General features: G+C 71.6%; 15 protein-coding genes and 1 pseudogene. 13 read left to right on the top strand and 3 right to left on the bottom strand.

Annotated features, from left to right (window positions below; genetic code table 11):
- Window positions 1-4 precede the first annotated feature (4 nt).
- Window positions 5-436 carry a hypothetical protein gene (locus tag AB0F91_RS13285; RefSeq protein WP_360597414.1) on the top strand — a complete coding sequence of 144 codons (432 nt, stop codon included), beginning with the start codon at window positions 5-7 and terminating at the stop codon, window positions 434-436.
- A gap of 724 nt (window positions 437-1160) precedes the next feature.
- On the opposite strand, the gene AB0F91_RS13280 is transcribed toward AB0F91_RS13285, so the two are convergent.
- Entirely contained in the window at window positions 1161-1844 is a 684-nt protein-coding gene (locus tag AB0F91_RS13280; RefSeq protein ID WP_360597819.1) for a M23 family metallopeptidase, read from the bottom strand.
- A 693-nt stretch (window positions 1845-2537) separates the two neighbouring features.
- Here AB0F91_RS13280 and AB0F91_RS13275 point away from each other — a divergent pair.
- The 7 genes from AB0F91_RS13275 (at window position 2538) to purH (ending at window position 11945) form a co-directional block, all read left to right on the top strand.
- Entirely contained in the window at window positions 2538-4742 is a 2205-nt protein-coding gene (locus AB0F91_RS13275; protein WP_360597413.1) for a hypothetical protein, read from the top strand.
- Between the two features lie 117 nt (window positions 4743-4859).
- Window positions 4860-6029: an ADP-forming succinate--CoA ligase subunit beta gene (sucC, locus tag AB0F91_RS13270; protein ID WP_360597411.1), complete on the top strand. Its 1170-nt coding sequence runs from the start codon at window positions 4860-4862 to the stop codon at window positions 6027-6029.
- Window position 6030: 1 nt separating this feature from the next.
- Complete coding sequence (gene sucD, locus AB0F91_RS13265) at window positions 6031-6918, top strand: succinate--CoA ligase subunit alpha (protein WP_360597410.1); 888 nt, start codon at window positions 6031-6033, stop codon at window positions 6916-6918.
- 211 nt (window positions 6919-7129) lie between these two features.
- On the top strand, window positions 7130-7834 hold the full coding sequence (locus AB0F91_RS13260; protein ID WP_360597409.1) for a DUF5336 domain-containing protein: 705 nt from the start codon (window positions 7130-7132) through the stop codon (window positions 7832-7834).
- 228 nt (window positions 7835-8062) lie between these two features.
- Window positions 8063-9691 carry a DUF6350 family protein gene (locus AB0F91_RS13255; protein ID WP_360597407.1) on the top strand — a complete coding sequence of 543 codons (1629 nt, stop codon included), beginning with the start codon at window positions 8063-8065 and terminating at the stop codon, window positions 9689-9691.
- 77 nt (window positions 9692-9768) lie between these two features.
- On the top strand, window positions 9769-10386 hold the full coding sequence (gene purN / locus AB0F91_RS13250) for a phosphoribosylglycinamide formyltransferase (protein ID WP_360597405.1): 618 nt from the start codon (window positions 9769-9771) through the stop codon (window positions 10384-10386).
- Entirely contained in the window at window positions 10383-11945 is a 1563-nt protein-coding gene (gene purH, locus AB0F91_RS13245; RefSeq protein WP_360597403.1) for a bifunctional phosphoribosylaminoimidazolecarboxamide formyltransferase/IMP cyclohydrolase, read from the top strand. Before purN ends, purH begins: the two co-directional genes overlap by 4 nt.
- A 46-nt stretch (window positions 11946-11991) precedes the next feature.
- Here purH and AB0F91_RS13240 read toward each other — a convergent pair whose 3' ends face one another.
- Entirely contained in the window at window positions 11992-12498 is a 507-nt protein-coding gene (locus tag AB0F91_RS13240; RefSeq protein ID WP_360597402.1) for a GNAT family protein, read from the bottom strand.
- Window positions 12499-13378: 880 nt separating this feature from the next.
- Between AB0F91_RS13240 and AB0F91_RS13235 the strand changes: the two genes are divergently transcribed.
- From AB0F91_RS13235 to AB0F91_RS13215, 5 genes and pseudogenes are all read left to right on the top strand, one after another.
- Complete coding sequence (locus AB0F91_RS13235; RefSeq protein ID WP_360597400.1) at window positions 13379-14101, top strand: hypothetical protein; 723 nt, start codon at window positions 13379-13381, stop codon at window positions 14099-14101.
- A gap of 382 nt (window positions 14102-14483) precedes the next feature.
- Window positions 14484-16052 (top strand): DNA polymerase Y family protein, encoded by a 1569-nt coding sequence (locus AB0F91_RS13230; protein WP_360597817.1) that lies wholly within the window; start codon window positions 14484-14486, stop codon window positions 16050-16052.
- Window positions 16053-16135: 83 nt separating this feature from the next.
- A pseudogene (locus AB0F91_RS13225) lies at window positions 16136-19488 on the top strand (error-prone DNA polymerase).
- A 65-nt stretch (window positions 19489-19553) separates the two neighbouring features.
- Entirely contained in the window at window positions 19554-20141 is a 588-nt protein-coding gene (locus tag AB0F91_RS13220; protein WP_360597398.1) for a pentapeptide repeat-containing protein, read from the top strand.
- Between the two features lie 63 nt (window positions 20142-20204).
- A complete protein-coding gene (locus AB0F91_RS13215) occupies window positions 20205-21620 on the top strand; it encodes a phenylacetate--CoA ligase family protein (RefSeq protein ID WP_360597397.1) in 1416 nt (471 codons plus the stop codon).
- Window positions 21621-21665: 45 nt separating this feature from the next.
- On the opposite strand, the gene AB0F91_RS13210 is transcribed toward AB0F91_RS13215, so the two are convergent.
- A complete protein-coding gene (locus AB0F91_RS13210; RefSeq protein WP_360597395.1) occupies window positions 21666-24908 on the bottom strand; it encodes a glycohydrolase toxin TNT-related protein in 3243 nt (1080 codons plus the stop codon).
- Window positions 24909-25050: the final 142 nt, after the last annotated feature.

Below are 25050 nucleotides of genomic sequence, written 5' to 3'. Positions count from 1 at the left end.
TCGAATGGATGAGGTAGGCTGGTGCTCGTTCGCCGGCCGCCTCGGGAGGGAGCACGAGGGTGTGGACGCGATCTTGTTCGGGGTCCTGGCCGCGGGGGTGCAGGACTATTTACAGGGAGTTCTGGGGACTTCGGGACCCACAGGGGGTGCCGGCGGTTCGGCCGGCTCGAGGAGCGGCGCTGCGGGCCCGTCGGAGTTCGGTTCTCCCGGCTCTTCCGAGCCCGCCTCCGGGTGGGCTTCGGGGGAAGCCCACCGCTTGGCCGCCGCGTGGCGCGCCCTGCTCCGCCACCACGACCTCGGCCCCGACGGCCACTGCCAAACCTGCGGCGCGGGCCGCCTGGGCCGCTGGCCCCTCCGCCGCCCGGCCGGCCTCTGCACGGTCTGGCAGGTCGCCGTCGCCTACTTCATCCGCCGCGCGCCCACCGGGGAACGCTAGCTCCGTGCTGGCCGCTCGGGCGGCGCCGTAGCTTCGCGCGCGCCGGATTCGCCTGCTCGCGGTAGCGCTTGAGGGATGCTGTCGGTGGTTGCGTGAGTGACGCACGGGCGGGCGCGCGGGCGCGGGTGGTCGGTCACTCGGCGCGACTGGTCACGGAGCCAGGGGAGTCCGGAGCGAGGTGGTCGGTCCGACTCCGTGCTGGCCGTTCGGGCGGGGCCGTAGCTTCGCGCGCGGCGGAATCGCCTGCTCGCGGTAGCGCTTGGCGATGCTGTTGGTGGTCGCATGAGCGACGTATGCGCGGGCCGGGGCGGCCGGTCGCTCGGCGCGGCTGGTCACGGAGCCAGGGGAGTCCGGAGCGAGGTTGGGGTCTGGCAGAGCGGTGCTGCGGAAGCAGCGGGGCATCGCACTGCGACGGCGAGCGCCATCGCAGGGGCCGGAACGTGGCCAGGGGGCGCAGGAACGGCTGAACTCGGCAGAGCTAGGAGGTGGAAGCGAGCGGATCGATCACAGAGTCTCGGCGGCTCACGAAAAACCCGTCGGTTCTCTCGGCGTCTTGGCGGCAGTGTCGGGGACATCGCGGCGCGGGCGGCCGGTTGCCCTCGGCAGGGCCCGGAAAGCACACAGCCACGGCGAGCGCGGGGGCGCTGACCGTGGCCGGGTGGAACAGTGTTGCAGCCGGAAAACGGTGTTGAACCGAAGAACAGCAAGGAGAGACGGCCGTAACTCAGACGACGATGCCGCGAGCGGCGAGCCACGGGCGCGGGTCGATCTTCTTCGTGCCGTTCTGCCAGACCTCGAAGTGCAGGTGCGGGCCGGTGCTCTCGCCGCGGTTGCCGATCTCGGCGATCTGCTCGCCGCACTTGACCTTCTGGCCTTCGTGGACGGAGAAGCTGTTCATGTGCCCGTAGACCTGGATGGTGCCGTCGTCGAGCTGGATGCGGACCCAGAGGCCGAAGCCGCTGGCGGGGCCGGCCTGGATGACGGTGCCGTCGGAGGCGGCGTAGATCGGGGTGCCGATCGAGTTCGCGATGTCGATGCCGAGGTGGCTGCTGCCCCAGCGAGCGCCGAAGCCCGAGGTGAATGTGCCGTGGGCCGGCAGGCAGGTCTTGGGGCGCTCGGCTTCTTCCTTGGCCTTCTGAGCGGCTGCGGCTTCGGCCTTCTCGCGGGCTTCGGTGACCTTCAGGCTGTCGGCCATGCGGGCGGCCTCGGCGGAGGCGTCCATCGAGTGCCCGGCGGGCAACAACTCGGGGGCTCCCCCTGAACCCGCGCTGCCGAGCGTGAACGAGGCACTCGCGTCCTGGGCGTTGGCGAGCGGGGTGACGGCGGCGTCGGAGTCGGTCGTCACGGTCTTGAGGGTCTGGCCCGCGGCGGCAGCGGCGAACGCGCCGGCCGCGACAGCTGCGACCACGACCCGCCCACGCAGGGCGGAGGACGGCGGTGCGATGCGGTGCGAACCCCGCACGCGGATGACCGCACCGTCCAGTGCGTCCTTCAGCGCCGGGGAAGGGGCTTGGCCGCCGGGGGAGCGGTGTGAAGCCAAGACAGGGCCTTCCATCGTCGGGGAGCCGGGTCGTCGCGGACTACGGGCGGGGGTCCCGTTGAACCAACCTCGGGGGTGGTTCGCTCGGCGCCGCGCTTCGTGACCTGACTGTAATGGGGACCGGGGGACAGTAACGAAGGGGCACCGTTGTGAGCAAGATGTCCCCGCCGTTTCGGCCGAACGGGCGGCTCCCATCACGCTGCTAGCTTTAGGGATTACCCAAAGTTAATCTGAAACTACTCCGATCAGTGTGATCTCTGTTACAGGACTTTCGGGCACTCGCGCCCCCGAACGGTCCCCTCGCACCCGACCAAACGGTCCGCTCGTTGAAATAAACGTTTGCGGCCTCGTGTTGAAGGGAATTCACGCCCGCGCCTGTGGCGCCGGTCACTCGCCTCCGCGGATGATCACCCGCTCGCCCGACCAACTTGCCGACGTGGGCCGACGCCTTGCCGCCACCGGTTGCAGCCCCGGCGAAGCCGTGCCCTGCCGCCGCCGACCGCCCCGCAGCGGTCCCACTGCGGGGGCCGCTCGGTGTCCGACTTGCTAGCGTCGCGTCCGATGACTTCGTCCGAAGGACCCCACGACGGGGACTCCTCCCCGGCCCGTTCCGGTTCCGACCCGGACAGCCCCAGGCCGTCCGCCGGCCCCCGACGGCCCAGCCTCGCCGAGCGCAAGGCCGCCGCCCGCGAGCGCGCCCGCGCCCAGACCCGCCGCGCGAGCGGCTGCACGCCCGCCGGCAGCCCCGGCGCCGCGGCCGACCTCGATGCCGCCGGTGGCGTCTCGTCCCGCGCGAAGGGCGACGTCCTCGCGAACGGCCCGGCACCCGCCAACGCGATCGACACCGCCGGGGAACCCGGCCACGCAAGCGTGAACCGCGGCTCGGTGGGTGAAGCCGCCACGAGTCGGCGCAGCCGAGGCAGTCGTGGCGAGGCGAGCAAGGAGAGCGCAGCGGTCAGCGACGGCGTCACCCGCACCAAGCCCAGCGGTGCCCCGACCACGGAACCGGGCCAGGCCCCCCGCCCGCAGTTCGACCCCGACCTGGAATACGTCGACCGCACCCCCTCCCCGGAGCTCAAAACCGCCGTCGTGCTCCTCGGCATCGGAGCCCTCGCCCTGACGGCCGGCGCGATCCTCCCCGTCTCACCCGACGCGAACCCGGGTTACCTCGCCTGGCCCCTCCTCACCCTCCTCGCGCTGATCCCCGCGGGCATCGTCGCCGCGGCGGCCTACAGCGGCAGGCACGGCCTGGCCGCCGGGCTCACCGTGGGCCTGGCCGCCCTGGCCCTTGGCCGGCTCCTCCTCGACCTGCAGTTCTTCGCCAACAGCTCCAAAACCGTCCGCCCGGAGCTGTACCTCCCCGACCGCCTGCTGGACCGCAGCGCGGTCGGTGCCGGGTTCTGGCTGCTCCTGGCCGGCCACGCCCTCACGATCGCCGCCGGGATCGCGGCCGGGCAGGTGGCGCGGCGGCTCAACGAGATCGCGGGCGACGACGGCGGGCGACGGCGCTGGCGGCTCGTGGTGCCGCTGCTCACCATCGCCGCGGGCATCGGCCTGTTGATGGTGCCCGTCATCTCGGACAACCCGTTCTTCCCGGCGCACTCGGCGTTCGAAGGCCCCGGCCTGGCGCTCACCGGCTACCTCGTCATGGCGGGTGCGCTGCTGCTCGCCGTCGTGCTCGGGCTCGGTGCGGCGTCCGACGGAGTGGCGCGCGGGACGCTCGGCGGCGCGGCGGCGGCGACGTTCGCCGTGGCGTTGCCGCCGCTGGTCGGCGGGCTGGCGGTCAGCGGACTGCACCTCGCGTGGGGTCCGGTCGTCGCCGTCGTGGCGATGCTGGTGGTGCTCGTCCTGGCACCCCTGGCGACACCGCAAACCGCGCAGGTCGAACGCACCGATTTCGCCGGCGAAGCGCGCGTCCCGAGCCTCACGCTGTGGCGCACCGCCACCGCCCTGCTCGCCCTGCTGACCGCAGTGGTCGGAGTCGTGGGCGCCCTCGCGCCACAGCTCGACGCGGCCACTGCGACCCAGAGCCCCGCCCGCTGGCTCCTGCTCACGGCCGCGGTCCTCGTCGTCCTCCCGGTGCCGTTCCTGTTCGCGTACAAAACCGCGCGCGGCATCCTCGCCGTCCTCTGGGCCGGCGTCGTCCTCGCCGGCACCGCCGTGCTCAGCACTGCCATCACCGCGTCACAAGCGACCGGGCTGACGGGGCTGGACGGTCTCGGCGGCACCATCAGCTACCACCTCGGCGCCGGCGCCGTCTTCACCGCGATCGCGCTCGGCCTCGCCGGGCTCATGGCCCTCGCTGCCGCCATCACCGGCGTCGTCGAGCGCGACGACGAAGGCACGGAAGGCCCGCGCCCCCGGGTGCTGCTGCCCGTCGCCGCGGCCGCGGTCCTGTCCGTCCTCGCCTTCGGCACGCCCGTGTTCACCGCGCCCGACTATCCCTCGCCCGGGCTCTGGTCCGATTTCGACACTCCGTCGTGGGGCCTGCTCACCGCGCTCCTGGTCGTCCTGGGCGTGCTCGCGCTGAGCGTCCGCTCGCGGCCCGGCGCCGCCGCGGCCGCGCTCACCGGGGCGGCGCTCGTGCTGGCCGTCCACGTGGCACAGCTGCCGCTCGTCGGGATCGCCGGACGGACGCCCGCGCTCGGGTTCTGGTTCGGCCTCGCCGCGATCGTCGTCACGGCGACATCCGCCGCCACGGCCGCCGCAGGGCGCGAAAAAAGCTCCCCGGTGGGCGGACTCACACCCCCTGACCGCGCACGGTGACCGACTTCACCAGGTGCGGAGTCCCCTGCTTCTGCGCTGGTCGCTAACCTCGACTGGTCCGACAGCGCGGTTCGGTAACGGACCACCACAGTGGCGTGTCGTCAGGAGACTGGAGTAGTGGACCTCTACGAGTACCAGGCGAGGGATCTCTTCGCCGCCCACGGAGTACCGGTTCTGCCGGGCTCGGTGGCAAACACCCCCGAAGAAGCCAAGGCCGCCGCGGAGCAGATCGGCACCCAGGTCGTCGTCAAGGCGCAGGTGAAGGTCGGCGGTCGCGGCAAGGCCGGTGGCGTCAAGCTGGCCCAGACGCCGGACGAGGCCAAGGAGAAGGCGGAAGCCATCCTGGGTCTCGACATCAAGGGCCACATCACGCGCCGCGTGCTCGTGGCGGAAGCGTCGGACATCGCGTCCGAGTACTACTTCTCCTTCCTGCTGGACCGCGCGAACCGCACGTTCCTGGCGATGGCGTCCTCCGAGGGCGGCATGGAGATCGAGCAGCTCGCGGTGGAGCGCCCCGACGCGCTCGCGAAGATCCCGGTCGACGCGATCGCCGGTGTCGACAAGGCGAAGGCGCTCGAGATCCTGAAGGCCGGCAACTTCCCGGCCGACATCATCGACGAGGCCGCCGATGTGGTCGTGAAGCTCTGGGAGACCTTCGTCTCCGAGGACGCCACCCTCGTCGAGGTCAACCCGCTGGTGCGCGACCCCCAGGACAAGATCATCGCCCTCGACGGCAAGGTCACCCTGGACGAGAACGCCTCCTTCCGTCAGGCCGGGCACGAAGCCCTGGTCGACAAGGACGCCGAGAACCCCCTCGAGGCGAAGGCCAAGGCCAAGAACCTCAACTACGTCAAGCTCGACGGCCAGGTCGGCATCATCGGCAACGGCGCCGGGCTCGTCATGTCCACTCTGGACGTGGTGGCGTACGCGGGTGAGAAGCACGGCGGCGTGAAGCCGGCGAACTTCCTCGACATCGGCGGCGGCGCGTCGGCGGAGGTCATGGCGGCCGGTCTGGACGTCATCCTCAACGACACCGACGTGAAGAGCGTCTTCGTCAACGTCTTCGGCGGCATCACCGCGTGCGACGAGGTCGCCCGCGGCATCGTCGAGGCCCTGAAGATCCTGGGCGACGAGGCCACCAAGCCGCTGGTCGTCCGCCTGGACGGCAACAACGTCGTCGAGGGACGCCAGATCCTGGCCGACGCGAACCACCCGCTCGTCACCGTGGTGGACACAATGGACAACGCGGCCGACAAGGCTGCCGAGCTTGCCGCGGCAGGTGCGTGAGATGTCGATCTTCCTGAACGAGAACAGCAAGGTCATCGTGCAGGGGCTCACCGGCTCCGAGGGCATGAAGCACGCGACCAAGATGCTGAAGTCCGGCACGAACATCGTGGGTGGCGTCAACGCCCGCAAGGCCGGCCAGACCGTGACCATCGAGGGCAAGGACCTCAAGGTCTTCGGCACCGTCGAAGAGGCGATCAAGGAGACCGGCGCCGACGTGTCGGTCATCTTCGTGCCGCCGAAGTTCGCCAAGGACGCCGTGATCGAGGCCGTCGACGCCGAGATCCCGCTCGCCGTGGTGATCACCGAGGGCATCCCGGTGCACGACTCGGCCTACTTCTGGGCCCACGCCGTCGCCAAGGGCAACAAGACCCGCATCATCGGCCCGAACTGCCCGGGCGTCATCAGCCCCGGCAAGTCCAACGCCGGTATCATCCCCGCCGACATCTCGGGCCCGGGCCACATCGGCCTTGTCTCGAAGTCCGGCACGCTGACCTACCAGATGATGTACGAGCTGCGTGACATCGGCTTCTCCACGGCCGTCGGCATCGGCGGTGACCCCATCATCGGCACCACCCACATCGACGCCCTCGAGGCGTTCGAGAAGGACGCCGACACCAAGGTCATCGTGATGATCGGTGAGATCGGTGGTGACGCCGAGGAGCGGGCCGCGGCCTTCATCAAGGAGCACGTCACCAAGCCGGTGGTCGGCTACGTCGCGGGCTTCACCGCCCCCGAGGGCAAGACCATGGGTCACGCGGGTGCCATCGTGTCCGGTTCCTCCGGCACGGCGGTCGCGAAGAAGGAGGCACTCGAGGCCGCCGGCGTGAAGGTCGGCAAGACCCCGAGCGAGACCGCCGTCCTCGCGCGCGAGCTGTACAACAACCTCTGACCTGCATAAACGCGGTCAACGCGGGCCGGGCGCCGGGATCGGTGCCCGGCCCGCGGCGTTTCCGGCCGCAACCGATCGGGCATCCCGTGCGTCCAACGGCCCAGACGGGGGACCCTCGGATGCGCTAGCGTTCGCCCGACGCGGCCGTCACGTGATTCGTCCGGGTGCCACCTTCCCCCGGAGTTGCCGGCGAACGACAGGAGAGCTTCCGATGACCTTCCCCAGCGGCGGGCCTGGCTACCCCCAGCAGGGCGGTGGCCAGCAGCAGCCCCCTCAGGGACCGCCCCCGTCGGGCGGGTTCCCGCAACAGCAGCCGCAGCAGGGACCGCCGCCCTCGGCCGGGCCCGTGCTGCCGCAGAACCTCCCGCTCGTCCTCGCGCTCGTGGTGACCGTGCTGAGCGTCGTCCAGTACTTCATCGGCTTCTCCGACGAAGCGGGTGACGTCGGCCAGGAAACGATCTTCCTGCTCACCGGTGGCCTGCTCGCGGCGCTGCACGCGCTGCCGAAGGCGCCGCGGGTGCTGCCGTTCGCCGCGCTGTTCAGCGTGGTCGGCGCGCTCGGGACGCTCGACACGGTGGTGGCCGAGGCGAGCACACCGGGCATCGTCACGGTGGTGCTCATTCTCGGCATCGTGCAGATGCTGGTCGCGGTGGCCGCGCTGCTGATGGAGTACGGCGTGCTCAAGCCGCCGGCGCCCAAGCCCGCCGTGCCGCGCCACCAGCAGTACGGCCAGGCCGGGCCATTCCAACCGCAGCAGCAGCAGCCGGGCCAGTACCCGCAGCAGCCGGGTGTGACGCCGCCGGGTCAGCAAGCCACCACGTACGCGCCGCAGCAGGGCCAGTTCTTCCAGCAGCCGCAGGGGGAGCAGGGCAAGCCCCCGGGCACGCCGCCGGGCGGCTTCGGCCAGCAGAGCTGATCGCCGCGCCCGGGCCGACCGCTCCAATGCGGCGTTCGGTGCGTTGGGCGCAACGAATGTGGCGTTGGGGCGCTTGTCACCTCGTGAAAACACCCGCTGTGACTCTCCGTGTCACAGCGGGTGTTTTTGTTGTCCGGGTGCCCCGACCGGGTGGGTTAACTTCGCCACGCCTGGGCCGGGCGGCGTGCCTCACCTGGACGGCCCAGCGCGGGTGTCAAGGTGCGAAGCATGCAGCTGCTCACCAGATCTCCACGCCCGCCGGGCGGCGAGCCGGTGGGCGACACCGTCGAACTCGACGCCGAGGCCGCTCCGGCCACCCGGGTGCGGGTGTTGCTCACCGCCGCCTTCGGCCCCCTGATCACGGAGTACGCCGTGGTCGCGACGGTGGTGGCACTCGTCGCGCTGACCGCCGAGCGCACCGCGTTCTCCGCCGCCGACGTGCTGCTCTCGGCCGGCCCCGGCTGGCTCGCGGGGTTCCAGGTGCAGCTCGGCATCGGCGGCCACCCGCTGGGTGTGCTCCCGCTGCTGCCGACGATCGGCGCCGTGCTGCTCGTGGCCCGCACCGCGTCCGGCGCCGCCCTGCGGCTGGGCTGCACGACGCTGCGCCGGGCCGTTCCCCTGATCTCCGTGATCGGCGCCGCCCACGCGCTGTTCGGCCTCCTGATCGGGCTGCTCTCCCTGAGCGCGCCGGTGCGGGTGAACCCGGTGCTGGCGTTCGTGGTGCCCGGCGTGTTCGCCGTGCTGGCGGCCACGGGCGGCGCACTGCGGCGCTGCGGCCTGCCCGCGGCGATCGCCGACCGGCTCGACCCGCTGGCCGCACGAGGCCTGCGCGCGGGCGCGCTGGGGCTCGCGGCACTGCTGGCGGTGGGCGCGATCGTGTTCACGGTCGCCACGGCGGCCTCGATGTCCACTGTGGATGATCTGTTCGAGCCCTCGTTCGGCAACAGCTTCGGACTGTTCCTGCTTTCGGTGGCCTACCTGCCCAACGCCGTGGTGGCGGCGCTGTCGTTCGTCAGCGGACCCGGTTTCACGATCGGCTCGCTCGACGTCAGCCTCGTCGGCTACCGCGGTGGCTCCGTGCCCGCGGTGCCGCTGCTCGGCGGCATCCCCGAGCACACCGCCGCGTGGTGGCCCGTGCTGTTGGTGCTGCCGGCGGCCGTCGGCGCGCTGGTCGGCTGGTCGGTGCGCCACGCGGACGACGACCCGGCCGGCCGGATCCGGATCGTCGCCATCGCGGGCGCCGTGGTCGGGTTCGGCTGCGTGGTGCTCGGGACGCTCGCGGGCGGACGCCTCGCCGATGGCCCCTTCGACCCGGTGAGCGTGCCGGTCGGGGTGGCGTCGATCGTGGCGTTCTGCTGGATCGTGATCCCGGGTGGGTTCGTGGCGTTCTTCGCTGGTGCGCACGCACCCGCCGCGCCGCCGGACACGCTGGACGTCGAGGAGGAGTTCGGCGAAGAGTTCGTCGACGAAGAGGGCCTGGCCGAAGACGACCTGGCCGAAGATTCCGACGAGTCCGAAGCGGGCACGGACGAACCGGGCGAGGAAGACGTCGACGAACTCGATCCCGAAGAGGTGCTGGCCGACGTCGACCCGGAAGAACTCGACACCGACGAGTTCGAGGCCGAGTTCACCGAGCCGGAACCGGAGCCCGGAACAGCTCCCCGGCCCCGGCAGCCCGAGCCCGACTACGACGAGTTCGACGCCGAAGCCGAGGCCGAACTGGGCCTCGAGCTGCCCGAAGACGTCTCGCTCGACCAGCCGGAAACGCGTCCGGAGCATGCCTCCGACGGGTCCGGAGCTGTGACCGAGTCCACCGACGACTCCGGCGAGGACGAGGGCCGCGAGCGCGACCGTTAGGGTTGGGGTGACCTGGTGAAGCGCGGTGCGCCCGAGGTGCGCCGCCGCCGTGCAAGGAGCCCGTTCTGGCCAGCCGCTTGGACCTGCCGACCCCGGTGAAGATCGTCGTGCTCGCGTCCGGTTCGGGCACGCTGCTGCAGGCGGTGCTCGACGCCGTCGCGCGCCCCGCGTTCCCGGCGCAGGTCGTGGCCGTCGGCGCCGACCGAACAGGCATCGAGGCGCTGGCCCGCGCCGAGCGCGCGAGCGTGCCGTCGTTCACTGTCCGCGTCGCCGACCACCCCGATCGTGACGCATGGGACAAGGCGCTCACCGAGGCCGTTGCCGCGTACTCGCCCGACCTGGTGGTGTCGGCGGGGTTCATGAAGATCCTCGGCGCGCAGTTTCTGTCCCGGTTCGCGAACCGGGTGATCAACACGCACCCGGCGTTGCTGCCGTCGTTCCCGGGGATGCACGCGGTCGCCGACGCGCTGGCGGCCGGCGTGAAGGTGACCGGGTCGACCGTGCACTTCGTCGACGCGGGCGTGGACACCGGCCCCGTCATCGCCCAGGAGGCGGTGGTCGTGGAGGCCGAGGACACCGAAGACGTCCTGCACGAGCGGATCAAGGCCGTGGAACGCAGGCTGCTGGTTGAAACGATCGAGCGACTCGGCCGTGGTGGCTGCACCGTGGACGGACGAAAGGTGAGGTTTTCGTGAGCACTGCAGAGGGACGACGCCCGGTCCGGCGCGCGCTGATCGGCGTCTCGGACAAGGCCGGCCTGCTCGAGCTCGCGACCGGTCTGCACGCCGCGGGCGTGGAGATCGTGTCGACCGGCGGCACCGCGAAGGTGATCGCGAACGCCGGGGTCCCCGTCACGCCGGTCGAGCAGGTGACCGGGTTCCCCGAGTCGCTCGACGGCCGCGTGAAGACGCTGCACCCGCGCGTGCACGCGGGGCTGCTGGCCGACCAGGACAACCCCGACCACGTCGAGCAGCTGCGGAAGCTCGAGATCGCGGCGTTCGACCTGCTCGTGGTGAACCTGTACCCGTTCACGCAGACGGTCGCGTCGGGCGCGAGCCCCGAGGACTGCGTGGAGAACATCGACATCGGCGGCCCGGCGATGGTGCGCGCGGCTGCGAAGAACCACGGCAGCGTCGCGGTGGTCGTGGACCCGGCGCGCTACGCGTGGGTGCTGGAGCAGGTCGCGGCGGGCGGCTTCGAGCTCGTCGACCGCAAGCGGCTCGCCGCGCAGGCGTACGCGCACACGGCGGCGTACGACTCGGCGGTCGCTTCGTGGTTCGCCAACGTGTACGCGCCGGCGGACGACTCCGGTTTCCCCGACTTCCTGGGCGCCACCTGGGACCGCGGCGACGTACTGCGCTACGGCGAGAACCCGCACCAGAAGGCCGCGCTGTACCGGAGCACGCAGCCGGGCCTCGCGCACGCGGAGCAGCTGCACGGCAAGGCCATGTCGTACAACAACTACGTCGACACCGACGCCGCTCGCCGCGCCGCGTTCGACTTCGCCGACCCGGCCGTCGCGATCATCAAGCACGCCAACCCGTGCGGCATCGCGGTGGGCGCGGACATCGCCGAGGCGCACCGCAAGGCCCACGCGTGCGACCCGGTTTCGGCCTACGGCGGCGTGATCGCCACGAACCGCCCGGTGACCGTGGACGCGGCGGAGCAGATCGCCGAGGTGTTCACCGAGGTCGTGCTGGCGCCCGACTTCGAGCCGGAGGCGCTGGAGATCCTGCAGCGCAAGAAGAACGTGCGGCTGCTGAAGCTGCCCGTGATCGAGAACCCGGCGCCCGTCGAGCTGCGGCCGATCTCCGGCGGCGTGCTCGTGCAGACCGTCGATGCGATCGACGCGCCCGGCGACGACCCCGCCAACTGGCAGCTCGCCACCGGCACGGCGGCCGACGCGGCGACTCTGGCCGACCTGGCCTTCGCGTGGCGCGCGCTGCGCGCGGTGAAGTCCAACGCGATCCTGCTGGCTCACGACGGCGCGACCGTCGGCGTCGGCATGGGCCAGGTCAACCGCGTCGACTCGTCGCGGCTGGCGGTCGCGCGCGCGGGCGACCGGGCGAAGGGTTCCGTCGGCGCGTCCGACGCGTTCTTCCCGTTCCCGGACGGGCTCGAGGTGCTGCTCGAGGCCGGCGTGCGCGCCGTCGTGCAGCCCGGCGGGTCCATCCGCGACGCCGAGGTGATCGCGGCGGCCGAGAAGGCGGGCGTCACGCTCTACCTGACGGGGACGCGCCACTTCGCGCACTGACGTTTTCGTGGGGGCCGGCTCTCTTTTTCGAGGGCCGGCCCCATCGTTATTCGCGAAGGCGTGCGTACACGACTTCGTCGCGGTAGGCACCGTCTCGCCAGGTCACCTGGCACATCAAGCCCTCCCGGTGGAAGCCAGCCTTCTCCAGCGCGCGCTGCTCGGTGAGGTTCTCGCTGTCGGTGAACGCCTCGAGCCGGTGGGCGCGCGTGAAGCGGAACAGGTGCTCGACCAGCAGGCGGTGGGCCTTCGTGCCGAGGCCGCGGCCGCGGTGGTCGGGCAGCAGCGTCACCCCGATCTCGAAACAGCCACCCGCCGGCCCGCCGCGATCGGCGGCCTCCCAGCTGGCCATCCCGGCGACGACGCCGTCCACGGTGACCGCGAGGGCCGTGGACTCGTCACCGATGAACCCGTCTTCGGCGAACCGCCGTCTGCGGGCCTGCGCGCTGGTGAACCCGGCCCACTGGAACGCGCCCAGGACCTCGGGCTCCGTAGCGAACCGATCGAGCACCGGCAGGTCTTCCTCGGCGAACGGCCGCAGGGCGAGGTGTTTCATACTTGTCTCCACCAGCTTCGCTCGGAGTTGGTGCGGGCCGGTGGCCCTGTTCTCGCCAGTGTATCGCGGGCACTGAGGGTGCTGTGGTTGTCGCGCTTCGGGTTTTGCTGCTCCACTTAGGACGGTCCTGGGGGGACGTTCAGTCGATCTCGAAGCCCTACACCATCAGTTCCGCCAGGAGGTCGCAGCCACACACACGTTCCTCCAAGCGCTGGACCCTTACGCCCAGCGACTCGCCGCTCAACTCGACGCCACCTCGGACCCGCACCTGCCGTAGGCGGATACACCCATGATCGGACGGCACCCGCCGAGGCGAAAGACTCGGCGAAACGACGGGGCCCAGGCCACGCGGTGCCGCTCGCCGGAGCCTCAAAACGTCCGAGGTGCGTGCGATGCACGGCCAGCACGTGAGCCGGGCTCAGCGCGGTTCACGAACGGCGGGGCCCACCCACAGTTCGGCACCGGCGCGACGGGCCAAAAAGACAGGCCTGTCAACGATTTTCCGGATGACCAGCCGCCCTCGCACCTCAACCTGAGCACTCCGGCCAGGCCAATGCGGCGCGATCAGCGCCACCTGTTGGCGTGCTGCCCCAAGACAGCGCCCGGTGGCTCGCGACCGACCTCGACGCGGTTCGCCCGGCACCAGCCGACACGAGACCAATGGCAGAGGCAGCTCACAGGTGGCAGGTAAGAGTCACAGTCACACCCGGCTTGACACGGCTGCCGGATCCCGGTGTACTTGAGACATCGAACAGGTGTTCGATGCAGGGTGTCGAGGGCCGCCTTCCCCGCGGTGCGTCGGTGCTCGTCCTGTGGGGCGCTGGCCTGGGCCCGCGGTGAGGGTGGGCGCCGGCGTGTGTGTGAAGGGGAGGGGTGTGCGGTGACGGCAGTGGTGGAGCCGGTGGCTCGGCTCGCTGCGCTGCCCGGTGTGAGCACGGCGAGCCGGGTCGCGGAGCAGGCTGAGCACGCCAGGACGACGGGAAGGGTGCTCCCGGTGTCCCCGGCGTTGGCCGGCCTGCTGCCCGACGCGGGGCTTCGGCGCGGGAGCACCGTGGCGATCCACCGCTCCCCGTCGCTGCTCCTCGCCCTGCTCGCCGAGGCCACCGCCGCCGGGTCGTGGGCGGCGGTGGTCGGCGTGCCCTCCCTGGGCATCGCCGCGGCGGCGGAACACGGCGTCGCGGTGTCGCGCCTCGCCCTCGTGCCCCGCCCGGGCGCCGAGTACCCGTCCGTGGTCGCCGCCCTGCTCGACGGCGTCGACCTCGTGGTCACCGAGCCCCGCTCCGTCCGCCCGGCGGTCGCCCGGCGCCTCTCCGCCCGCGCCCGCCACCGCGGCACCGTCCTGCTCACCCTCGGCCCCTGGCCTGCGGCCGACGTGGAACTCCACTGCCTCCCGGGCGAGTGGACGGGGTTACTCGGCTCCGGGGCGGGGTTTCTGCGCTCCCGGCCCGCCGAGATCCACGCTCGTGGGCGGGGTTCCGCTGCCCGGCCCCGGTCGGTTTCCATCGCCTTGCCCGGTCCCGACGGCCGTGCGCTTCCTGCGGAGCCGCTCGCGGTGCCGGTGGGTCTTCCGCTGCAGCGTCTCGACGAGGAGGCCGTGGGATGACCGCCGCCGGCGCGGGTTTCGCGCCCGCTTCGCCACGCAGATCGCTGGGGCGACGACTACGCGATTCACGTCGCTTCGGTCGCAGTGCCGCGCCGAACTTTGTGCAAGATGGTCGTGTGAAGACCGGCGGGGAGCCGGAGGGGATCGCCGCCCACGCGGGTTTCGCCGTTGTGCCGCGCAGGTCGGCTTTGCGCCGGCGGGCGCCCGATTCGCAGGACCGTTGCTTTCCGGCCACCGCCGGATCCCGATCGTGGTCCGCCGCAGCAGGCCGTTCGGCGCAGAACCGCGGAACTCGCGTGACATCCCTCCACATCAGACACCCCGAGGTGGCCGGATGACCATCACCCGAGAACCTGCCAGAACCACCAACCTCCCCACCCGGATGCTCGTCCTCTGGTGCCCCGACTGGCCCGCCGTCGCGGCGGTCGCCGCGGCCGGTGCGCCGCTCACCAAGCCGGCCGCGGTGTTTCTCGCCAACCGGGTCGTGGCGTGTACCGCGGTGGCGCGCCAGAACGGCGTGCGAAGGGGGATGCGGCGGCGGGAGGCGGAGTCGAAGTGTCCCGAGCTGGGCGTGTTCGGCGTGGACGACGGGCGGGACGCGCGGCTGTTCGAGAACGTCGCGCGCGCCGTGGAGGAGCTGGTCGTCGGGCTGGAGGTGGTGCGGCCGGGGCTGATCGCGGTGCCCGTGGCGGGCGCGGCGGGGTACTTCGGCGGCGAGCACCCGCTCGCGGAGAAGCTGCTGGACCAGGTGGCCGCGGTGGCGGGTGTCGAGTGCCAGGTCGGGGTGGCGGAGGGGCTGTTCGGGGCCACGATCGCGGCCCGGCACGGTGAGTTCGTGCCGCCCGGGGAAACAGCACAGTTCCTCGCGCCCCTGCGCATCACCGAGCTGGACCAGCCCGACGTCGACCGCAAGGAGCTCGTCGACCTGCTCACGCGCCTGGGCCTCAAGACGCTCGGGGCGTTCGCGGAGCTGACCGAGCGCGACGTGATGTCCCGCTTCGCGCTCGACGGTGTGCTCGCCCACCGCCTGGCGCGCGGGCTGTCGGAGCGTCCTCCGCTGCGCCGCAAACCGCCGGCCGACCTCACGCTCACCGAGGAGTTCGACCCGGTGCTGGAGCGCATCGACGTCGCGGCGTTCCTCGCCAAGAACCTCGGCGCGCGGTTCCACGCAGCTCTCGCCGGCCGCGGCCTGGCGTGCACGCGCCTCGGCATCTACGCCACCACCGAGGACGGCGAGCAGCTCGGCCGCGTCTGGCGGTGCGCGGAACCCCTGACGCCCCAAGGGGCCGCCGACCGCGTGCGGTGGCAGTTCGAGGGCTGGCTGAAAGGTAACCGGCCCACCTCGGGCGTCGCGCGGCTGCGGCTGGAGCCGGAGGAAACGGTCGAGGGCAAGTCCCTGCAGCTCGGCCTCTGGCACGGTGGCAACCGCAGTGAGGACGACGAGCTCACCACCGAACGCGCCGCCCGCGCCTTCGTGCGCGTGCAGGGCCTGCTCGGCGCCGAAGGCGTCGTCACCCCGATCCTCGACGGCGGCCGCGACCCCGCCGGCCGCGTCCGCCTCATCCCGTGGGGCGACCCGCGCGAGCCCGTCTCACCGCCGGACGCCACGTGGCCGGGCCGCCTGCCGGCGCCGTCACCCGCGACGGTGCTCGAACAGCCCGTGCCGGTAAAGGTCGTGGACGAGCAAGGCATGCCCGTGGGCATCACCAGCCGCAAGCAGCTCACGGCGCCGCCGTGCCGGCTGAGCGTCGCGGGCGGCCCGCCGCGGACGGTCCTCGACTGGGCCGGCCCGTGGCCCGTCGCGGCCAGCCGTCGCGTGGCCACGCCGCAACAGGCCCGCCTGCAGCTGCTCCTGGCCGCCTCCGGACGAGACGACGCCGACGAAGCCGTGCTCGTCCTGTGCTCCGGCACTGAAAATCCTGTGTGGACAGTGGAAGGGATCTACGACTGATGGACGACGAAACCGAAACCGCGTACGTGCGCCGCGACCCCCCGCTCATCCCGGGGCCCCGCAGTTCCCCCGAAAACGACTAGATGGGCTGGAACAATCCGCCCGTCCCCTGGCAGGACCTCGCGCGGGCCCTGTCCGGCGACGGCGACGTGCCACCCGGCGACCACGGCGACAGCCCGGCGTGGGGTCGCAAGCGCGACGTCTACCGCCGCCCCGCCGACGTGCCGCCGCCGCGCAGCGAGGTGGAGTCCGGCCCGCGCGTGCCGTACGCCGAGCTGCATTGCCACTCCAACTTCAGTTTCCTCGACGGCGCCAGCCACCCCGAGGAGCTCGTGGAAGAGGCGGCGCGGCTCGGCCTCGACGCCATCGCGCTCACCGACCACGACGGCATGTACGGTGTCGTCCGCTTCGCCGAAGCCGCCAAGGAGCTGGGCGTTGCCACGGTCTTCGGCACGGAGCTGAGCTTCGGCCTCTCCGCCCCGCAGAACGGCGTCGCCGACCCCGAAGGCGAGCACCTGCTCCTGCTCGCGCGCGGCGACGACGGCTACCGCAGTCTGTGCCGCGCCATCACTTCCGGCCAGCTGCGCGGCTACGACAGCACCGTCGGTGCCGCAGGCGAGCGAGAGCGGGCCGAAAAGGGCCGTCCTGTCTACGACCTGCGCGCCGTTGCCGAGGAGATCACCGGCCAGTGCGCCGTGCTCACCGGCTGCCGCAAAGGCTCCGTCCGGCAGGCGCTGCTGGGCGAAGGCCCGGCTGCCGCTGCCACGAAGCTGAGAAAGCTCGTGGAGCTCTTCGGCCGCGACAACGTCTACGTCGAGCTTTTCGACCACGGCCAGCCCCTGGACAGCATCCACAACGACCTGCTCGCCGAACTGGCGAAGGACTTCGGCCTGCCCACCGTCGCCACCACCGCCGCGCACTACGCCCGCCCCGAACGCGGTCGCCTCGCCGACGCCGTCGCCGCGATCCGCGCGCGCCGCAGCATCGACGACCTCGAAGGCTGGCTGCCCAGCGACGGCGCCGCTTTCCTGCGCTCCGGCACGGAAATGGCCGAGCGCTTCCGGCGTTACCCCGGCGCGGTCCAGCGCTCGGCGCTGCTCGGCGTCGAATGCTCGTTCAAGCTGGAGCTCCTGGCGCCCGAGCTGCCGCCGTTCGAGGTGCCCGAGGGCCACACCGAGACGACGTACCTGCGCCACCTCACAATGAAGGGTGCGGAAGAGCGTTACCTCGGCAGGGCGGACGAAGCCGCCGGGTACGCCCAGATCGAGCACGAGCTGAAGATCATCGAAGACCTCGGCTTCCCCGGCTACTTCCTGATCGTCTGGGACATCGTGCGCTTCTGCCGCGACAACACCATCCTCTGCCAGGGCCGGGGCTCGGCCGCCAACTCCGCCGTCTGCTACGCCCTGGGCATCACCAAGGTCGACCCGGTGAAGTACAAGCTGCTCTTCGAACGCTTCCTCGCTCCCGACCGCGACGGCTACCCCGACATCGACCTCGACATCGAGTCCGACCGCCGCGAAGAGGCCATCCAATACGTCTTCGCCAAACACGGCCGCCTCAACACCGCGCAGGTCGCCAATGTGATCACCTACCGTGCCCGCTCCGCGGTCCGCGACGCCGCCCGCGCGCTCGGCTACTCACCAGGCCAGCAGGACGCGTGGAGCAAGCAGATCGACCGCTGGGGAGCGTTGCGCAGCACCGAGAAGGACCACGACCACGACATCCCCGACGACGTCGTGCAGCTCGCGTTCGCACTCGAAGACTTTCCGCGCCACCTCGGCATCCACTCCGGCGGCATGGTGATCTGCCAGGAGCCGGTGAGCCAGGTCGTGCCCGTGGAGTGGGCGCGGATGGAGAACCGAAGCGTGGTGCAGTGGGAGAAGGAGGACTGCGCCGCGGCCGGGCTGGTGAAGTTCGACCTGCTGGGCCTGGGCATGTTGTCCGCGCTGCACTACATGCTCGACCTTGTCGAGGAGTACAAGGGCGAGAAGATCGATCTGGCCGACCTGGACTTGAAGGACCAGAACATCTACCAGATGCTCTGCCGCGCCGATGCGATCGGCGTGTTCCAGGTCGAGAGCCGCGCCCAGCTGGCCACGCTGCCGCGGCTTCGGCCGAAGGAGTTCTACGACCTGGCCGTGGAGGTCGCGCTCATCCGCCCCGGCCCGATCCAGGGCGGCTCCGTGCACCCGTACATCCGGCGCAAGCAGAAGCGCGAGAACTGGGAGTACGACCACCCGTTGCTGGAGAACGCGTTGCACAAGACCAAAGGCGTGCCGCTGTTCCAGGAGCAGTTGATGCAGATCGCGCTCGACGTCGCGAACTTCACCGCCGCGGAGGCCGACCAGCTGCGCCACGCGATGGGGTCCAAGCGGTCCGAGCGGAAGATGGAGCTGCTGCGGCAGCGGTTCCTCGACGGCGCCACCGCCAAGGGCCTGGAGCTGGAGCTCGCGGAGAAAATCTTCTCGAAGCTCAAGGCGTTCGCGAACTTCGGTTTCCCGGAGAGCCACGCACTGAGCTTCGCCTACCTGGTATTCGCGAGCGCGTATTTCAAGTACTACCACCCGGACGCGTTCTGCGCGGGACTGCTGCGCGCGCAGCCGATGGGGTTCTACTCACCGCAGTCGCTGGTGGCCGACGCGCGGCGCCACGGCGTCACGGTGCTCGGCCCCGACATCAACCGCAGCCAACCTGATGCGACGCTGGAACCGTTGCCGGGAAAGGGAAGCCTTCACGCCGTCCGCGGCGGCCTCGGCACTGTGCGGTTGATCGGCGACGAGCTTGCGGAGAAGATCGTGGCCGAGCGAAGCTCCCGCGGGGAGTTCACGAGCATGTCCGACCTCGCCCGCCGCGTGCGGCTCACCGCGCCGCAGTTGGAGGCCCTCGCCACGGCCGGCGCGTTCGGGTGCTTCGGCGGCGACCGCCGGCAGGCGCTGTGGTCCGCGGGCGCCGTCGCGCACGACCGCCCGGAGAAGCTGCCGGGCACGGCCCCCGGCGTCGACGCTCCGACTCTGCCGGGGATGGACGAGCTCGACCTCGCCGCCGCCGACGTGTGGGCCACGGGCCTCTCGCCGGACAGCTACCCGACGGAGTTCGTGCGCGACCACCTCGACACCCTGGGCGTCGTCCCGGCCTCCCGCCTGCTCGACCAGCCCGACGGCGCCCGCGTCCTCGTCGGCGGCGCCGTCACGCACCGCCAGCGCCCCGCCACCGCAGGCGGCGTCACCTTCATCAACCTCGAGGACGAGACGGGCATGGTCAACGTCGTCTGCACCCTCGGCCTCTGGCAACGCTTCCACCGCGTCGCGCGCTCCAGCACCGCCCTGCTGGTCCGCGGCGTCGTCGAGAAGGCGGACGGCGTGGCGAGCGTGCGCGCTCAGAAGCTGGAGCCGTTGCCCTGCGGATCACGGCGAAGTCGCGGGACTTCCGCTGACCCCGACAAAGCACCGGCGAGGGCGCTGAGCCAGACCCGCTGAAGCCGTGTGACATCCTGTCGAGGTGATCGAGACCGGTGAGGACTACCGCGACGCCGTGCTTTCCGGGCAGTGGTGGGAAAAGCGTCAGTTCACGGGCTGCGACTTCACCGAGGCCGACCTGCGTGACCTGCGCACGCGCGGCTGCACGTTCGACAACTGCGACTTCACCAAGGCCGACCTCGCCGGCTCGCGCCACGACGCCTCGGCCTTCCGCAGCTGCACGTTCGACCGCGCGGTGCTCGCCGACAGCCGGTGGTCCTCGTGCTCGCTGCTCGGTTCGTCCTTTGTGGACTGCCGATTCCTCGGCATCGCGCTCACGGAGTGCGACCTGTCTCTGGCCTCCCTCGCCCGCGGCCGGCTGCGCAAGCTGCACTTGTCCGGCCTGCGCATGCGCGAGGTCAACCTCACCGAGGCCGACCTCACCGGCACCGACCTGCGCGGCTCGGACCTCACCGGCGCCCGCCTCCTCGGCGCCAAGCTCCCCGACGCCGACCTGCGTGGCACCCGGCTCGACGCCAACGCCCTCGTGCAGGCCGACCTGCGCGGCGCCTACGTCGACGTCGAAACGGCGATCGGGTTCGCCGCCGCCCACGGCCTCATCGTCAAGTAGAACCGGGCACGCACGAGCCACCGGCGCTGGCCGCCTGCCTGGGTGCCGGGACATGATGGTCGGGTGCAACCCGACGACGTGATCCAGGCCTACCAGGCGTTCTTCGCCGGCGAGCGGCGTCCCCTCGACGTCGTCGGCTTCTTCCACGACGTGGCCGCCACCGTGCCCGCGTACCGGAAGTTCCTCGCGGGCGCCGACGTGGACCCCGAAGCCGTCCGGAGCGCGGACGACTTCCGGCGGCTCCCGCTGACGTCGAAGGCCACCTACCAGAGCCAGTACCCGCTGCCCGAGCTCTGCCGCGGCGGCCGCCTCGACGCGTGCGACATGATCGCCGTCTCGTCGGGTTCGTCGGGCGCCCCGACGATCTGGCCGCGGTCCCTGGCCGACGAACTGCACGTCGCCGAGCGCTTCGAAACGGTCTTCCGCACGTTCGAAGCCGACACCCGTAGCACGCTCGCCGTCGTCTGCTTCCCGCTGGGCACGTGGGTCGGCGGCCTGTTCACGGCCGCGTGCGTGCGGCACCTGGCCGCCAAGGGTTTCCCGATCACCACCGTCGCGCCGGGCAACAACAAGGCCGAGATCCTGCGCGTACTGCCGGAGCTGGCGCCGCACTTCGAGCAGGTCGTGCTGATGGGCTACCCGCCGTTCGTCAAGGACGTGGTCGACAGCGGCGCCGGCTGGGCCGGCCACGTGATCAAGATGGTGTTCGCCGGCGAGGTGTTCAGCGAGGAGTGGCGCGACCTCGTCGCCTCACGCGCGGGCGTCGCCGATCCGGTCACGGACATGGTTTCCCTCTACGGCACCGCCGACGCCGGCGTGCTCGGCACCGAAACCCCCACGTCCGTGTCGATCCGCCGCTTTCTCGCGGGACGACCGGAGCTCGCCCGCGAGCTCTTCGGCGAATCCCGTCTCCCGACGCTTGTTCAGTACGACCCCGCCAGCCGCTTCTTCGAGGCCGACAACGGAACCCTGCTCTTCTCCGGCGACAACGGCGTGCCCCTGATCCGCTACCACATCGCCGACGAAGGCGGCGTCCTCTCGCACGCCGAACTACTGGAGTTCTGCTCCAGCCACGGTTTCACGCCCGCCGACGGCCCGGACCTGCCGTTCGTCTACCTCTTCGGCCGCTCCTTGTTCACGGTGTCGTTCTTCGGCGCCAACATCTATCCGGAGAACGTGACCGTCGGCCTCGAACAGCCGCAGGTCAGCGGCTGGGTCACCGGCAAGTTCGTGCTCGAGACGTACGAGGACGCCGACCGCGACCGTCGGCTGCGGATCACCGTGGAGCTGGCACCCGGCCGCGAAGGCGACGCCGTGCTGCTCGCCACCTCGATCCGCGACCAGCTCCTGCGCCTCAACAGCGAGTTCGCCCACTACGTGCCCGCCGAACGGCAGCTGCCCGAGGTCGTCCTGCGTCCCGCCGGCGATCCCGAGTACTTCCCGGCCGGCGTCAAGCACCGCTATACCCGCAACAGGTGACAAGGGGCGGGACCCGCAGGCCCCGCCCCTTGTCACCAAAACAACTCAGTCGATCGGCGGTTCGCCCGGCTCCAGCTCGAGCAGATCGCCCTCAGCCAGCAGCTCCTCGATCGACGCGGGCAGCAGGTACGCCGAACCCCCGCCGGGCTGGTTGAACCACGGGATCGCGACACCGGCGAGCGTCTCGAGCGGACGCTGCACGCGGTACACGTGGTACGGCCGGTGCACCCACTCCGGCACCAGCGAACGCTCCTCGAACGGCGTCCCCGCGGCGTAGGTCAGGTTGCCGCTCGGGCCACCGAAGCGGTCGAGCTCGCTGCCCGCGGGCAGCTCCCGCATTTCCTTGCCGCGGAACAACGTCAGCGGCGGCTCACCCGACAGCGGCCCGATCGGCCACTGGTTGTTGCCACTCCCACCGGCGGCCGTTCGCGGCGCTCCGTTGGCCCGCGCCGCCTCTTCCCGACGCGGTGGTGCGACGGGCACACCCGGTCCACCGGGACCGGCCGGCCCACCGAGACCAGGACCGCCAGGGCCACCGGGCCCACCCGGTCCGCCGACGGGAGCACCCGGCGGCACACCGGGGCCGGTCGGCAGGCCCAGCCCGCCACCTACCGGGGGCGCGGGCGGCATCGGCGGCTCCCGGCGCTGCTGCAGCGGCTGAACCGGCGGGGTCACCTGCGTCGCCGGCTGCCCAGGCGGGGGCGGCGGGACCTGTCGCTGCGGCGGCTCTTCCGCCTCGGGCTCGTCACCCAGCAGCTCCTCGGCCGACGTGAACGCCGTCTGCTCCTGCGGCGGCACGGCCTCGCGCGGGCGCACCGGGAACGAACCCGTGGCGACCTCCGGCGAAAGCGTCGCCACCACCGGCGGCTTCGGCGCTTCGGCCACGGGCTCCGCCGGCGGCGCGGGCGGCTGCTCCTCGGCGGGCTCGTGGCCGTCGGGGTGCAGCAGGACCTTGCCGAGCATGAACGCGGCGGCGTCGTCGGAGTCGCCGAAGACGGCCGGGTTGATCAGCTCGCCGTCGTACCAGCCGACGCGCCAGCCCTCGTCCACCTGCTCCACGGTCCAGCCGCGCTCGGTCGGCGTGCCCAGCTGGTAGGCGGCGTCCGGCACGTCCAGCTCGTCGAGGCGCGTCTGCAGCTTCGCCAGCGCGGGTTCGGCCGGCAGCTCGCGGCGCGGCCGCCTCGGCGGCTGCTGGGACGGCCGCTGCGGAGCCTGCGGCTCGGCGGCCGGCTCCGGCCGGGCGGCGGTGCGCGGCGGCGCGGGCATTTCGGGTACCGGCGGGACACCCGGCACACCCTCGTCGGGCGTGATCATCGCGGTCGGCGGGCCTGAATCGAAGTCCGGTTGCCGGCCGGCGGGGGCGCCACCGTCGCGCGGCTGGTCGCCGTACTGCCCTTCGCCGTACTGGGACTTGCCGTACGGCTGCTCGTCGTACTGCTCGTCCTCGTACTGCTCGTCCTGGTACTGGCCGCCTTCGAAGCGCTGGCTGTTCTCGAACGACTGGCCGTTCTCGAAGGTCTGCGTGTTCTCGAGCGGCTGGCCACCCTCGAACGACTGCGCGTCCTCGAACGACTGCGCGTCCTCGAACGACTCGGCGTCCTCGTACTGCTCGGTGTCTTCGTACTGCTCGGTGTCTTCGTACTGTTCTTGGCCGCGATCGGCCGGGGCGTACAGCGCGGTGTGCTGCTCGGCCGGCTCTTCGTGGCGCGAAGGTGCTTCAGTGTGGGTGAACAGCACCGGCTCTTCCTCGAGCGGCTGCTCGACCGGAGGGGCGTCGACGGGCGCGTAGAGCGCGGTCTGCTCGGCGTCCTCCTCCGGCGGGGCGGAGTTCGGCTCGACCGGCGCGTAAAGGGCCGTCCGCTGCTCGTCGTGCTGCTGCGGCGAAGCGGCCCCCGGCTCGACGGGCGCGTACATCGCCGTGCGCTGCTGCTCTTCGTGCGCCGGCGATGCCGTGTTGGGGTCCACGGGCGCGTACATCGCGGTCCGCTCCGCCACCGGCGTCGGGTGGTCGGCCCCGCCGCCGTTCGGAGGCGCGCCCGCGTTCGACCCGGCACCGTGGGGAGCCTGGTCGTGGGCCGGTTCGAAGTTTGCAGGCTGCTGGTCCTCGAACTGGTCCTCACCGGCGAAGTGGTCGCCGAACTCGTCGTAGTGCTCGTCCTGGTACTGCTCGTTCTCGAAGCCCGGGCCTTCGTCGTGCTGCGGGCCGGACCCGTCGAAGACCTGCTCGAACGGCGGTTCGGTCGGCGCCTTCGGCTCGGCGGGCGGCGTGTGCACGGCGAGCGGCACGTCGACCGGCGCGGGTGGCGCCGCTTCGGAAGCCGGGGCCGGCGGCGCCGGCGCGGCGGGGGGAGCGGGCGGCATGGGCGACTGCGGCGGCTGTTGCGGTTGCTGCTGTTGCGGCGGCGGGCCCGGACGCTGCTGCTGGCTGCCCCGCGTGAGGTAGGCGGCGGCGCCCTGCAGCGCGCCGTCGTCGACCTGCGGCAGCTGGAAGCCGTTGGCCCGGATGTGCTCCACCAGATCGGGCTCGGGCGATACGCCGTATTGCCGCAGGTAGAAGTTCACGGCCGCCGGCCAGATCCACTGGCCGTCGCTGTGGAAGGCCACGGGCACGGTCGCCTCGGGCGTCTGCGCCAGGCGGTCGATGTCGTAGCCGCGGTCCTGCACCACCACGGGCGCGTGGTCGAGGTAGTCGAGCAGGCGGTCCTGCTCGGCGACGTCGAGGTCGGGCCGGTTGATCACCGGACGCCCGGCGGGACCGATCGTGTCGAAGATCCGCGCGATGCGGAAGTGCGGGCCGGGCTGCTCGGGACCGAGGCCGGACAGGCGCCGGATCAGCCACTCCGGCACGTTCTCCTCCGTACGGGGGAACATGCGCAGCTCGTCCTGGTACGCCTGGGGCGGCGGCGCGAGGTGCCACGTGGGCTCCTCGCGGTTGTACTCGAGGTTGTAGCTCGACGGGTGGTCGAGCTGGTAGCGCGCGTTGAACCACGTGCCGCGGCCGTCGCGGTACATGCCCGCGCGGAGCCGGCCGAAGAGCGTCGCGATGTCGTGGGTGGCGACCCACTCGTGCCCGGTGCCGTCTTCGGTGCGGATCTCGCCCGTCAGCTCGTGGTACCTGCCGACGGCCCGGTACTCCACCGTGACCTTTCGCCAGTCGCGCGGTGCTGCGCGCAGCAGGGCGAGCCCGATCTGCTTGACCAGTGTGTCCTGCTCGGTCGCGTTCAGCTGCGTCGTCGGTTGTGCCACGGGAACATTTTGACTGTTCGCGCGCGCGAACGCACCCCGCATTGGTCTTTTGCCACTCAGGGGCGGTCTGACCTCGGTCGACGCGCGATGCTCAAGATCACACACCCGTGCGGGCTGGGGTCTGGGCTCCGGCGTTGGGGTGACGACGAGTCTACGGCCGGTGGCCCTGCGCGTCCGGCCGCGA

It is taken from the genome of Amycolatopsis sp. NPDC023774, assembly GCF_040639695.1.
Classification (GTDB): Bacteria; Actinomycetota; Actinomycetes; order Mycobacteriales; family Pseudonocardiaceae; genus Amycolatopsis.
The sequence above is the reverse complement of the archived record's forward strand: the minus strand, read 5'-3'. Positions and strand labels throughout refer to the sequence as shown.

Bases quoted from the DNA above. Each gene is read 5' to 3' on its own strand.
- AB0F91_RS13285 (WP_360597414.1), top strand. From the start codon at position 5: ATGGATGAGGTAGGCTGGTGCTCGTTCGCCGGCCGCCTCGGGAGGGAG.
- AB0F91_RS13275 (WP_360597413.1), top strand. From the start codon at position 2,538: ATGACTTCGTCCGAAGGACCCCACGACGGGGACTCCTCCCCGGCCCGT.
- sucD (WP_360597410.1), top strand. From the start codon at position 6,031: ATGTCGATCTTCCTGAACGAGAACAGCAAGGTCATCGTGCAGGGGCTC.
- AB0F91_RS13260 (WP_360597409.1), top strand. From the start codon at position 7,130: ATGACCTTCCCCAGCGGCGGGCCTGGCTACCCCCAGCAGGGCGGTGGC.
- AB0F91_RS13255 (WP_360597407.1), top strand. From the start codon at position 8,063: ATGCAGCTGCTCACCAGATCTCCACGCCCGCCGGGCGGCGAGCCGGTG.
- AB0F91_RS13240 (WP_360597402.1), bottom strand. From the start codon at position 12,498: ATGAAACACCTCGCCCTGCGGCCGTTCGCCGAGGAAGACCTGCCGGTG.
- AB0F91_RS13230 (WP_360597817.1), top strand. From the start codon at position 14,484: ATGCTCGTCCTCTGGTGCCCCGACTGGCCCGCCGTCGCGGCGGTCGCC.
- AB0F91_RS13210 (WP_360597395.1), bottom strand. From the start codon at position 24,908: ATGCGGGGTGCGTTCGCGCGCGCGAACAGTCAAAATGTTCCCGTGGCA.